General features: G+C 36.5%; 11 protein-coding genes. 7 read left to right on the top strand and 4 right to left on the bottom strand.

The window, feature by feature from the left end; genetic code table 11:
• Positions 1-9: 9 nt before the first annotated feature.
• From D7V20_RS03295 to D7V20_RS03305, 3 genes are all read right to left on the bottom strand, one after another.
• Positions 10-996, bottom strand: a complete 987-nt coding sequence (locus D7V20_RS03295; RefSeq protein WP_120382907.1) for a patatin-like phospholipase family protein — start codon at positions 994-996, stop codon at positions 10-12.
• 391 nt (positions 997-1387) lie between these two features.
• A complete protein-coding gene (gltS, locus tag D7V20_RS03300; RefSeq protein WP_120382908.1) occupies positions 1388-2623 on the bottom strand; it encodes a sodium/glutamate symporter in 1236 nt (411 codons plus the stop codon).
• Between the two features lie 575 nt (positions 2624-3198).
• On the bottom strand, positions 3199-4449 hold the full coding sequence (locus D7V20_RS03305) for a DcaP family trimeric outer membrane transporter (RefSeq protein WP_120382909.1): 1251 nt from the start codon (positions 4447-4449) through the stop codon (positions 3199-3201).
• Between the two features lie 421 nt (positions 4450-4870).
• On the opposite strand from D7V20_RS03305, the gene D7V20_RS03310 reads away from it, so the two are divergent.
• From D7V20_RS03310 to dapE, 7 genes are all read left to right on the top strand, one after another.
• Positions 4871-5575 carry a nitroreductase gene (locus D7V20_RS03310; protein WP_120382910.1) on the top strand — a complete coding sequence of 235 codons (705 nt, stop codon included), beginning with the start codon at positions 4871-4873 and terminating at the stop codon, positions 5573-5575.
• A gap of 266 nt (positions 5576-5841) precedes the next feature.
• Positions 5842-6726 carry a phosphoribosyltransferase family protein gene (locus tag D7V20_RS03315; RefSeq protein WP_120382911.1) on the top strand — a complete coding sequence of 295 codons (885 nt, stop codon included), beginning with the start codon at positions 5842-5844 and terminating at the stop codon, positions 6724-6726.
• A 50-nt stretch (positions 6727-6776) separates the two neighbouring features.
• A complete protein-coding gene (locus D7V20_RS03320) occupies positions 6777-8279 on the top strand; it encodes a nicotinate phosphoribosyltransferase (protein WP_120382912.1) in 1503 nt (500 codons plus the stop codon).
• A gap of 255 nt (positions 8280-8534) precedes the next feature.
• Positions 8535-9272 (top strand): ADPR responsive transcriptional repressor NtrR, encoded by a 738-nt coding sequence (gene ntrR, locus D7V20_RS03325; RefSeq protein WP_120382913.1) that lies wholly within the window; start codon positions 8535-8537, stop codon positions 9270-9272.
• Between the two features lie 179 nt (positions 9273-9451).
• Positions 9452-10324, top strand: a complete 873-nt coding sequence (locus D7V20_RS03330; RefSeq protein WP_120382914.1) for a DUF1853 family protein — start codon at positions 9452-9454, stop codon at positions 10322-10324.
• A 128-nt stretch (positions 10325-10452) separates the two neighbouring features.
• On the top strand, positions 10453-10593 hold the full coding sequence (locus D7V20_RS03335) for an entericidin A/B family lipoprotein (RefSeq protein WP_089603697.1): 141 nt from the start codon (positions 10453-10455) through the stop codon (positions 10591-10593).
• Between the two features lie 164 nt (positions 10594-10757).
• Positions 10758-11891, top strand: coding sequence for a succinyl-diaminopimelate desuccinylase (dapE, locus tag D7V20_RS03340; RefSeq protein ID WP_120382915.1), 1134 nt, complete (start codon positions 10758-10760; stop codon positions 11889-11891).
• 112 nt (positions 11892-12003) lie between these two features.
• On the opposite strand, the gene D7V20_RS03345 is transcribed toward dapE, so the two are convergent.
• Positions 12004-12459: a hypothetical protein gene (locus tag D7V20_RS03345; RefSeq protein ID WP_120382916.1), complete on the bottom strand. Its 456-nt coding sequence runs from the start codon at positions 12457-12459 to the stop codon at positions 12004-12006.
• Positions 12460-12466: the final 7 nt, after the last annotated feature.

Raw genomic sequence — 12466 nt, forward strand, 5'->3', positions numbered from 1 at the left:
AAAAATGATTTAGTTTAAGACACGAAACTGTGCATTCTCATACTTCGTTTTTGTCTTCGCTTGGATTACCACATCTAGATCATGCATACGTAAATTAGCCGCATCAATACCTGCCTGCATGGTGTCCTGACGACCTTTGACATCAAAAATATGCGCTTTTTCATGTAAATCAGGTTGAATCACAATATCTGCATTTTTTAATTCATCTGCAGCCAGTTTGTTCTGCATGATATTAATATTTTGGTTAAATAAACCCCAAACATTGGTCGTTTCAGTATTTTCAGGTTGTGCCAAAATATCTACGGCGATGACAACATCAGCACCAAGTTCTTTCGCAATATCTACGGGTACAGGACTGACTAAACCACCATCTACATATTCTTTGCCTTGAATTATTGTTGGAATAAACATACTTGGAATGGACACCGAAGCACGAACTGCCTGCCCAGTATTGCCATGATTAAATACGGTACGTTGACCATTTTGTAATTCTGTTGCAACCACATACATTGGGATTTTCATCTTTTCCAATGGCACTTCACTGACTTGTTTATTCACATAATCTTGAACTTTTTGCCCATCAAAAAAGCCTTTCATTCCGATTTTAAAATCACGAACATCACCAACTTTCATGTCTAAAGCAATTTGACGTAATTCTACTGCCGATTTACCACTGGCATAGATTGAACCGACAATACTCCCTGCACTGGTACCCACAATAAAATCAGGTTGAATACCATGTTGTTCTAAGGCTTCAATGACACCAATATGTGCATAACCTCTAGCACCACCACTGCCTAAAACTAAAGCAATCACAGGTTTTTTATTGCTCAGTTGCTTAAACCGATAAAAACCTTGATCTAACTTTGATGTCGCTTCAGATACTGTTTGGGAATGTACAACTTCACCTTGTAAATCTTTTACAGGAGAATGTGCACAAGCAACCAAAGTTGAACCGCATAATAAAGCAATAGAAAGTTTGTTTAGCAAAGACATAAACTGAAATTTAGGATTAACCAAAACGATTGGGTATATAAACATAATTTGCAATCGCTTGCTGTTATTTTTATTTAAACTGTCATCATTTTACGATAGGCTATAAATTATCTTTATAAAAATAAAATACTTATATTTAAAATCATCATTTTGAGCGAGACTGTAATAGCATCTTATTTAAAAAAATGCTTTGCTTTCCTCGACCAGGTTTATAACGATACGAATAAAACAAGACAAAATCATCTTTAAAAAATACTATTGTCATAGTCTAGGTTTGATCATTATTGATTATTTTAGTTTTCCAAAAAGTCAACTTAACCCTTGTTATATAACAATATAATAAATAAAAGCCAGTCAAATGACTGGCTCCATCATGTGATATCACATTACTTTAGGCAACAAATTTTAAAATAAGCTGAATCACAGTCGCATTGATAATATCGACAAAGAAAGCACCACAAAGTGGCACAATTAAAAATGCTTTATGTGAAGGTCCGTACATATTGGTAATGGCTTGCATATTTGCCACAGCTGTTGGCGTTGCGCCCATACCAAAACCGCAATGACCTGCAGCTAAAACCGCAGCATCGTAGTTTTTACCCATGACACGGAAAGTCACAAAAGCGGCATATAAAGCCATGGTTAATGTTTGTGCTGTAAGAATGATAACCAATGGGCCTGCAAGATCTGCCAATTGCCATAATTTAAGCGATAACAATGCCATAGCAAGATAAAGTGACAGTGCTGCATTACCAAATACATCAATTGCACGATCAAACATTTTTACACGAAGTATGCCTTCTAAGACATTTCTAAGAATCACACCGCCAGCAAGTGCCCATACAAAGGTCGGTAATTCAAACCACTGCCCTTTGCTATAACCTGTCATAAAGTCAGCAAAAGCCAAACAAGCTGCAAATAAACCTAAAGTTGTAATGGCATTATCAGCAGTAATCAATCGAACTTGATGTGGATACTCAAAAGGAACGTATTCACCCAATTCTGTTGCAGGATGCTGATTGGTTTCATCCACTTCTTTTTTTGTTTTAGGGCTAGATAATTGGTAACGATTAATCAATAGCTTGGCTAAAGGTCCACCAATAACTCCTCCGATAATTAAACCGAAAGTTGCACTTGCCATACCTAATGCTAAAGCGCCTTGTATACCATGTTGAGTTTCAAGGATTTCACCCCAAGCACCCGCTGTACCATGACCACCTGTCAGTGTAATCGAACCTGCAATTAAACCAATCAATGGATCTAAACCAAGAACTGTCGCTAAGCCCATACCCACAAAGTTTTGTACGACAATAAATGATGCAACACAGACCAAGAATACAACGAGACCCACACCACCTTCTTTGAGTTTTGCAAAGTTAGCACTTAAACCAATTGAAGCAAAGAATACCAACATAAAACTGGTTTGTAATTCGCTACTGGTTGTTATGCTATAACCCCAAAGGTTGTGTACCAATAGAGAAATAATCGCTGCAACTAAACCACCCGCTACAGGCTCTGGAATATTATATTTACGGAGAAAATCTATTTTGTTGACTAAAAATCGTCCCAGTAAAAGTACAATAACCGCTGCAATCAGCGTATAAAAAGCATTAAAAGTAAATTCCATTGAACTGATCCATGCTATAAAATACCTTAAGTTTTATATTTAAATAACTTAAATAGATCATTAAATCTACAAACAATATGTAATCCAAAAAAGATCCAATTTGTGATATTAAAAAAGATCCAATTTATACACAAGAACGATTAAATATTCACTTAAAGGCATGAAAGAAAAAGAGATATCTTAAAAGATGGGAAATCAAAAAATTGAGTAAAGTACGCAACTTAAATATGAACTGAAATACTATATTCAAGCCACTTAAAAAAGTGTTGAGTCATGGCGTTGCTCCAATTATAGATAAAAGATCATTCCATCAGATAATGAGATAACAGAATATTGTGAAACCAAGCGATGATTAAAAGGGTAACTTTTCATCACGCAATCTAAAATATCAATTGCAGATATTTTAGAAATAAACCATTTCTAAAAAGAGCGCTTATTATCCATTTTTTTTGATAAAAGTCTTTATTTTTTACAATTTTTTCTGTTTTTATAGCAAAAACTTAATTTTCGACTTTTCTTTACATAAAAAAACCGAGGAATATTCCTCGGTTTTTTAAACAGAATACTTTCTAAAATTAGAAGTTGTATTTTGCCATTAAACCTACACGATTATCTTTGTATGAGTTACCTGCAAACGTTTCACGTTTACCATTCACATATTCAATACCTAGATCAATTGGTTTAACTGGTGAATAAATCACGTTGAACCAAGCTTGTTTAATTTTTTCATTCGCAGTTTGGTTAGCCTTAGCAAAATCAGTACCATCATCAGCCAATAATGTACCATAAGCTAATGTAGAACGTAGGTTCGGTAAGATTTTGTAAGTCGCACCCACTTGAATAGCAGTAAATTCATTCTGTTCAATATCACCATCTACAACAGAAAATGCATTGTTACTTGCGTATAAATAGTTACTGTTACCTACAACATAAGAAGCATCAGCAAAAACTTTTAATGGATCAATTACTTTAAAGTCTGTACCTAAAGCAACACCCCAACCTGTTTTATTGTCTTCTGCAGCACCTGACTTATAGTTTTCAACTAAAGCACGACCTGAAACAGCACCTTTTGAGTTTGCATAAGTATGCGCAACTTTCGCAGTTAATACAGGTAGGCTATATTTAATTGAAGTACCAGCGCTATTACCTTCTTCAGCAGCAACTAAAAGTTTAGTACTTGGCGCTAAGTTATATGAATAACGTACTTGTGGAATACGTGTCGTACCACCACCGGCGTTTGTAGAGAAATCAATCATTTCTGGCGCATGGCTAGAAAGGAAGTTAGATGTTGTTTGACCAAATAACCAGTTGTTATAAGTCAAATATGCATGACGGATACGAAGGTTTTCGCTTGCGCCATTTCCTGCAAAATCAACCTCAACTTTACCGCCAACTTTTGAATCGCCTGCTGGAGTAGAGAAATCTAAACCAATTCGAGTCGTTTTCGCAGTTGCACGTAACTTATCTTTTACTTCACCAGTTGAAGCAGCAACTTTGTTGAAGTCATCATCCGCACCTTCGATGATGTAGTTTGCATCACCACGTACAAAACCGTAAATATTGATGTCTGCGCCAGATTTAGATTTTAAACCAGCCAAAGGAGATGATGCTTGAGGCTGTGCAGCAACTTCAGCAAGACGAACCTGTTGCTGTTGTTGAACTTGTTGTTGCTGTTGAAGTAAAGATTTAAGCTCTTGTACTTCCGCACGAAGTTGCTGAATTTCTGCGCTGTCTGTAGCAGCTTGAGTAGTACTTACCATTAAAGCTGTTACGGTTAATGCTAAGCTTTTAATGACAAATGACTTACTGTTTGTGAATAGACTCATGAAATACTCCTAGTCTTATTTATGTTGTGCATCCGTACAATTTAATTTTTCAACCCCAATCATTTGCTAAAAAATTAAATTTTTATTGTTTTCTTCAGTAGTTATTCAAACACCACATTCAAAAACATTGCACTAATATGCCTGCTATTAAATTTTGAAAGCGTTGAAACTAAGTTAAAACCCAAAAGTAACAATTTGTGTATAATTCTTACACTGTTGTAATCTAGCGTAACTCAACCCCTTTATTAAAATCAGTTTTACCGAATAAAAAATTGTTTTCAATTCTTTTTTCAGATTAGTATTTCTATAATCGTTATATAATCTGTAGTTTAGCGAATCTTATTAAACATTTAGAATTTACTTATACGACTATCGTATTATAGTTCAAACAATATAAATAACCATATAAACGGAGTTTTTTATGCGTTCTGAGCAAACTCAAGCAGTTGACCATGCAATTACTAGTCGTCATTCAGTCCGTGCTTTCCTTGATCAAGCGGTCGATAAGCAAACAATAAAAGATATTTTAAATGTTGCTTGCCGTGCACCATCGGGTACCAATACCCAACCATGGAAAGTCTATGTCGTGACTGGAGAAAAGCGACAAGAAATGATTGAACGTGTATGTGCAGCACAAATTGAGTTATTTACACAACCCGAACTTGCCAAACAATATCAAGAATCTTTTGCTTATTATCCAGAAACTTGGATTTCGCCTTTTATTGATCGTCGTCGTGAAAATGGCTGGGGGCTTTATGGGCTTCTTGGCATTCAAAAAGGTGAAAAGGAAAAAATGGCTGCGCAACAACTGCGTAACTATCAACTTTTTGATGCGCCTGTGGCTTTGTACTTTACCGTGAACAAAGCCATGGGGATTGGTTCAAAAATGGATATTTCCATGATGATTCAAAATGTTATGGTCGCAGCCAAAGCACGTGGCTTGGATACTTGCCCGCAAGCTGCTTGGAATCATTTCCACAGCATCGTTTTAGATATTCTCGATGCGCCAGATGATGAGGAACTGGTCTGTACTGTTGCATTGGGCTATGCAGATCCAAACCACATCATTAATAGTTTTATTACCCCACGAGAACCTGCTGAAAACTTCACCGTATTTTTGGATTAATCGCTGAACGATACTGAAATTAGAATAATTCAAGCAGATCAAGCATTCACAGCAAATGACGATTTGAGCAGATATCATCTTGTTATATCTGCTTTTTTCATAAAAATTCTAAATAAAAATAAAAGTTAATGTTGTACTAATCAGGACGATTCTCTCTGAAACTTTTATCCTTTATGTAATTTTATGTAAATAAGTACTTGTTAATTAAATAGGCTTTATGACACTATATATGTATTGGCAATAAGCCACTTTATAGAGATATAACCATGTCTATCCAAGTAAAAGATACCAATAAAGAAAATGTTGAAATCAAAGTCATGCAATTTGCAGGTGGTGAAAGACATGTTCAAGTTGATGCGACAAGATTGAACCAACTGGCAGGACAAATATTTATTCAGGCACAAATCAATAATAGCCAAGACTTAATGGATTACCTTCTTATTGAAAATGTTTTATTAAATCAAGGCTTAGAACTTCATGTTGAAATGCCCTATTTTCCTTATGCACGCCAAGATCGTATTTGTGCAACAGGACAAGCTTTTTCTTTAGATATCATGACCAAGCTACTCAATATCAATACAGAAAAATTTCCACAACAACGTAAATCTATCACTGTATGGGATGCACACAGTGCGACCACTGCAAAACGCTTAAATGAAAATACCCAATTTTTAAAGATTGAGAATGTGCAACCCAGTGAAATTATTGCGCAAGATGCAAAACTGATGAACATTTTAATTGCAGAAAATAGCGTTTTAGTCTGCCCTGATGCAGGTGCAAAACTGAGAACGGCAAATCTTGCAACGGCGATCAATCCGTTGCGTAACCAAAATATTGAAATCATTCAGTGTGAAAAAAAACGTAACCCACTCACTGGAAAACTCATGAATTCTCAAGTGAATGCAACGGATTTGACTGGAAAAACAGCCGTGATTTGCGATGACATCTGTGATGGCGGTGCAACATTTATTGGCATTGCAGAAGAATTGATAAAGCTTAATTGTGCGTATGTAGTCTTATATGTAACTCACGGTATTTTCAGCAAAGGCATGCAGGTATTTGATGGACTTGTCGATCAAATTTTTACCACCAATAGCCTAACCCAACAACACGATAAAAACTTAAATATCATTTACTTCAATCGTGAATAATCACATCAACCCATAAAAAATGATCAAATATTGAAACACGGAGAACAATAATGAGCTTTAAAATAAACCCTTTAAATGCAATCGATTTTTATAAAGCTGACCACAGACGCCAATACCCTGCTGGAACTGAATATGTATATGCGAATTTCACACCTCGCTCATCACGTTTGGCCAATATGTTGTCTGATTTTGACGATAAAATCGTTTTCTTTGGTCTACAAGGTTTCATTCAGCACTTTCTCATTGAAACTTGGAACGAAGGCTTTTTCCAACAAGATAAAAACAAAGTCATTACAGCGTATAAACGTCGTATGGATAATGCTTTAGGCGAAGGTGCTGTTCCAGTTGAACACATAGCAGCTTTACATGATTTAGGCTATTTACCGATCCGTATCAAAGCTTTAGCAGAAGGTAGCAGAGTCAATGTACGGGTACCCGTATTGACGATTATCAATACCTTACCCGAGTTTTTTTGGCTAACCAATTATTTAGAAACCGTACTCAGCGCAGAACTTTGGAAAAGTTGTACAACTGCAACGATTGCTTATGAATACAAACGTCTTCTCACTGAATATGCATTAAAAACTGGTGCACCGCTCGATTTTGTAGCAATCCAAGGACATGATTTCAGTAGTCGTGGCATGAGCGGCATTTACGATGCAACACAAAATGGTGTCGGTCACTTAACCAGTTTTATCGGTACAGATGCTGTATCTGCGATCGACTATGCAGAAGACTACTACGATGCAGAGGGTGTGGTTGGCGTCTCTGTCCCAGCAACTGAACACAGCGTGATGTGTATGGGAAGTGAAGATAAAGAAATAGATACGTTTAGACGCTTAATTTGTGAATTATATCCTTCTGGCGTGGTGAGTATCGTGTCCGATACTTGGGATTTTTGGAGAGTCATTACTGAATTTACTGTAGAACTTAAAGATCAAATCTTAGCGCGCCAACCCAATGCTCTAGGCTTAGCGAAATTGGTATTTCGTCCAGATTCAGGTGATCCAGTTAAAATCATTTGTGGTGATCCTGATGCTGAAAAAGATAGCCCAGCCTACAAAGGCGCAGTGCAATGCTTATGGGAGATTTTTGCTGGAACACATACTGAAAAAGGCTACAAAGTTCTGAATGAACGAGTTGGGTTAATTTATGGTGATTCAATTACATTAGATCGTGCATTAAAAATATTGCAAGGGCTTGAAGCCAAAGGTTTTGCATCAAATAATATCGTATTTGGGATTGGCAGTTATACTTATAACTATTTGACCCGTGATACTTTTGGCTTTGCAGTCAAAGCCACTTGGGGGCAAGTGAATGGTGTTCCGCGTGAATTGTTTAAAGACCCTATTACAGATTCAGGTGTAAAGAAATCTGCGAAAGGCTTACTACGTGTTGAACAATCTGAAGATGGTTTTGTTTTATTTGACCAACAAAGCCCTGAGCAGGAACAACAAGGCGAATTAAAGCTTGTCTTTGAAAATGGACACTTGATCACCAAATGCACTTTAAATGAAATTCGAGCAAAAATAGATGCTTATTTAAAAGACTAAACGCGTAATCACAAGCCAAATCGTCCTGCTTTCTAAATTAAAGCGGGACTATTTATTTTCACTCTGAATGAAAATGGCTACACCTAACATCAATCATAAATATGGATAGAAATACGCTAAAGAATGAGATTGCCCGTATTTGCAACGAATATCATCATTTACAAGCAGATATTAAATTTCTACTTGGCGGATTTCTATGACCCTGTAATAATCTGACGACCCATTTCATTTAAAAATCAAGTGAGCCGAACTGTCATGAGTAATTCTGAAAAGGACTTTCTATCGAATTACAATAAAAAGGATTATGAATCTCCACTGTTCACAGTTGATATGGCAATATTTTCTGTAGATGCAGGACAACTACAGGTCTTACTAATTAAGCGTTCTAATTTTCCTCAGAAAGATAAATGGGCTCTCCCCGGCGGCTTTGTCGATTTGGCTCAAGATCCTGATTTGATGGCTTCAGCACATCGTAAACTCGTTGAGAAAACAGGAATTCAATCCCCTTATTTAGAACAAGTTGCGAGTATCGGCAATGCGACACGTGACCCACGTGGTTGGTCAGTTACCGCTTTATATTTTGCTTTGATTGATTTTAAAGAATTTCAAAAAATTGCAACTGCGCAAACTGAATATAGTCAATGGATTTCGATTGTTGATGCACAAAAATTAGATTTAGCATTTGATCATGCACAACTTTTGAATATGGCGATTGAACGTCTCAGCAATAAAACACGTTATACCGCTTTACCTGTAAGTTTGATGCCAAAATTATTTACCCTGACAGAGTTACAACAGATTTACGAAATCATTTTAGGACAAAGTTTAGAAAAAAAATCGTTCCGACGTCGAATGATTGACGCAGGTGCAGTAGAAGAAACCGATCAATCTAAAATTGCAGGTAAACGTCCTGCGCAATTGTATAAATATGCATTAGACAGCTATGATTTTCATTTTCCACGTATTTTAGAATACCCAAGAGAACATGATTAATATTACTTTGGATACTCAAAGCAAAATAGATCAATCTGAACAGTGATAAATCATACATGACGTAGACCTATTCAATGCTATGCTCAATTGAATGACAAAAAATACTGTTGTCGTGTGATGTTGCCACTCCTCCATTTACACGATGAACACAAATTTAAGAAAGGAAATCGAACACCCTTATGGATACTTATTTTGAACCTTGGTTAAGCTACAAACATCCAATCGTTCGGCAACTTGCATTCTGTATTGCCAGCCCAAGTATTATCCAAACTATTCCGCAACAATTAGAGATTAAAAATCATTTTGAATTACATTCCACACAATTTTGGCAACAACAATATCATCTTTATCAACATCGATTAGTTGAACTAGACACAAACCCTGAACCATTAATCGAATTTCTACAGCAGTTAAAAAGTACACGATTAGGGTTGCGCTTTGAATATTTATTTTGGTTTTGGCTACAAGATGAGGCCCAAACAAACTTCAAGCTGATTCAACACAGTATTCAAATTATTGAAGGGAAAAATACCCGAGGTGAAATTGATTTTTTAGTTCTAAACGTTGCAACACAACAAATTGAACAATGGGAAGTGGCTTTAAAATATTATCTAGGTGAAGCGAATTTAAATTTGGAACATTGGTATGGCTTAAATCGTAGCGATACTTTATTTCGTAAACTCAACCACTTTTCAAGCAAACAGTTTCAATTTACGCAAGCTTTAGATTTGAATATTGAAAAGAAATTTGCAGTAATAAAAGGACAACTTTTTATTCCACGCCCTACACGCTTACTTTCTGACACGAACCATACACACAGTTCAGCCCTTCCAGCGTGGCTCAATCCAACAAGAAGAGTTGGAGAATGGGGGCATCAAATTGATAATCACTTATACCGTTTACAACGTCATGAATGGATTTGCCCAGATCTAATACAATCTTCAACACGGGCTGAATGGTGGTGTAATGGTCTATATCACAATATTCAAACACAAGAATTCTATATGTTTCGTCAAGCAGCATTGCTTACTTCAAAAACATCTATTCTGTAAATAATATGTAATTTTTCATGTGATTGCATACACTTTTTAACCAAGTATCTTATAATGAACTATATTTCTAAAGCTTTGCATTATTTAAACTTGGGAAATATGTAAATAGATTACAATTGGAGATGTAAATGAAAAAAATTTTAGTTGCTTCAATGGTTGTTGGATTTATTTTAACAGGTTGTAACACTGTTAAAGGTGTGGGGCAAGACGTATCTAAAGTTGGTGATGTTGTAACAAACACCGCTGAAAAAACTCAAGATAAATTGTAAATGCTGTACTTTAACACGCTGTAGTTACACAATAAGCCCGATCAAAAGATTGGGCTTTTTAGTTTACATTGATAATAGTTTTAAACCTTCTCGAATTTTTTGATTTTCTTTCAGTTTTATCTTCCTCTATTATATTGCTCAATTTACTTACTTGACCGAAATCCATGAATCATTCGGATACCCTAGACCTGAGTTTACAACTGCTTCGCCAACCTTCAGTAACTCCTGTTGATCACACCTGCCAACCCATTATGGCTGAGCGTTTAGCTGCTGTTGGTTTCAAGATTGAAAATATGCGTTTTGAGGATGTTGATAATCTTTGGGCAAGACGTGGTACTCAAGAACCTGTCTTTTGTTTTGCGGGCCATACCGATGTAGTTCCTACAGGTCATTTAGATGCATGGCACTCAGATCCATTTTTACCAGAAATACGTGATGGTAAACTTTATGGACGTGGCAGTGCGGATATGAAAACGGCATTGGCAGCCATGGTGGTTGCTTCTGAACGTTTTGTCAAAAAGCACCCCGACCATAAAGGATCTATTGCTTTTCTGATTACCTCTGATGAAGAAGGCCCATCGATTAACGGTACTGTCAAAGTTGTTGAGACTTTAGAAGCACGTAATGAAAAAATGAAATGGTGCTTAGTTGGCGAACCATCCAGTACCCATACCCTTGGTGATGTTGTCAAAAATGGTCGTCGTGGTTCTTTGAACGCTGTTTTAACCATAAAAGGCAAACAAGGTCATGTTGCATACCCACATTTGGCAGTGAACCCTATTCACATTGCATCTAAGGCCATCACTGAACTATGCGATACAGTATGGGACAATGGTAATGAATACTTCCCTGCAACATCCTTCCAGATTTCGAATATCCATGCAGGTACAGGTGCAACCAATGTTGTCCCTGGAACAATGGCAGTCACGTTCAACTTCCGCTATTCAACTGAAGTTACAGCCGAACAATTAAAAGCACGTGTGTTGGAAATTTTAGATCGAAACAATCTTGAATACGAAATCAAATGGACTCTGTCAGGCTTGCCATTTTTAACGCCTGTTGGTGAATTGGTCAATGCAGCAAAGACTGCTATTAAAAATGTGACAGGAACTGAAACTGAGCTTTCCACCAGTGGTGGTACATCTGATGGTCGTTTTATCGCACCTACAGGCGCTCAAGTGCTTGAATTAGGTGTCTTAAATGCCACAATTCATCAGATCAATGAACATGTCAACATTGATGAATTAGAGCCACTGGCTGAGATTTATGAACAAATCTTAATAGAATTACTTGCATAGTTTTAAATAGTTTTGTTTTAAACAACATGCAAATATATAAAAGGACGCTTAAAGCGTCCTTTTGTATATTTACATGAGTCTGAATGCACCAGTCTGCCAATAAAACCCAGATTTATCGTCCAATCTCTTGCTGAATTTGATCTAAATTCGGTACATGATAAATTCTCTCGCCGATTTTGACGTGTTGCAAAATCGTTTTATCCGTTGAATTATTTTCAGCATCAACCACTTCAGAAATACGTAAACGAATTGATGTCGGCATTTCATTACACATCAAAGCAAAATGCTCATCTGCTTCCTCACCTTCAATGACTAAAGCTACACCTAAGGTTTTTCTTGGGTCACTCACACTGAATGTAGGTAATTTCTTTTCATGCCACTCCACTGTTTTTACATGCGTCGGACTATCCTGCGCCGAAAGCACAATGTTTTGTGGTAACAACATCGGTGCTTTCTTATAGCAGTCAATAATATAGGCGTCGATAAAACCAGTAGATACAGTAATCAGGTGTTGTAATTCCTGAGCACTAATTTTATCAATAGCAGACTTTTTAATATCCTGAGCCATGAACCCT

Source organism: Acinetobacter rongchengensis, from assembly GCF_003611475.1.
Classification (GTDB): Bacteria; Pseudomonadota; Gammaproteobacteria; order Pseudomonadales; family Moraxellaceae; genus Acinetobacter; species Acinetobacter rongchengensis.

Bases quoted from the DNA above. Each gene is read 5' to 3' on its own strand.
- dapE (WP_120382915.1), top strand. From the start codon at position 10,758: ATGAATCATTCGGATACCCTAGACCTGAGTTTACAACTGCTTCGCCAA.
- D7V20_RS03315 (WP_120382911.1), top strand. From the start codon at position 5,842: ATGTCTATCCAAGTAAAAGATACCAATAAAGAAAATGTTGAAATCAAA.
- D7V20_RS03335 (WP_089603697.1), top strand. From the start codon at position 10,453: ATGAAAAAAATTTTAGTTGCTTCAATGGTTGTTGGATTTATTTTAACA.
- D7V20_RS03320 (WP_120382912.1), top strand. From the start codon at position 6,777: ATGAGCTTTAAAATAAACCCTTTAAATGCAATCGATTTTTATAAAGCT.
- D7V20_RS03295 (WP_120382907.1), bottom strand. From the start codon at position 996: ATGTCTTTGCTAAACAAACTTTCTATTGCTTTATTATGCGGTTCAACT.
- D7V20_RS03345 (WP_120382916.1), bottom strand. From the start codon at position 12,459: ATGGCTCAGGATATTAAAAAGTCTGCTATTGATAAAATTAGTGCTCAG.
- D7V20_RS03305 (WP_120382909.1), bottom strand. From the start codon at position 4,449: ATGAGTCTATTCACAAACAGTAAGTCATTTGTCATTAAAAGCTTAGCA.
- D7V20_RS03330 (WP_120382914.1), top strand. From the start codon at position 9,452: ATGGATACTTATTTTGAACCTTGGTTAAGCTACAAACATCCAATCGTT.
- gltS (WP_120382908.1), bottom strand. From the start codon at position 2,623: ATGGAATTTACTTTTAATGCTTTTTATACGCTGATTGCAGCGGTTATT.
- ntrR (WP_120382913.1), top strand. From the start codon at position 8,535: ATGAGTAATTCTGAAAAGGACTTTCTATCGAATTACAATAAAAAGGAT.
- D7V20_RS03310 (WP_120382910.1), top strand. From the start codon at position 4,871: ATGCGTTCTGAGCAAACTCAAGCAGTTGACCATGCAATTACTAGTCGT.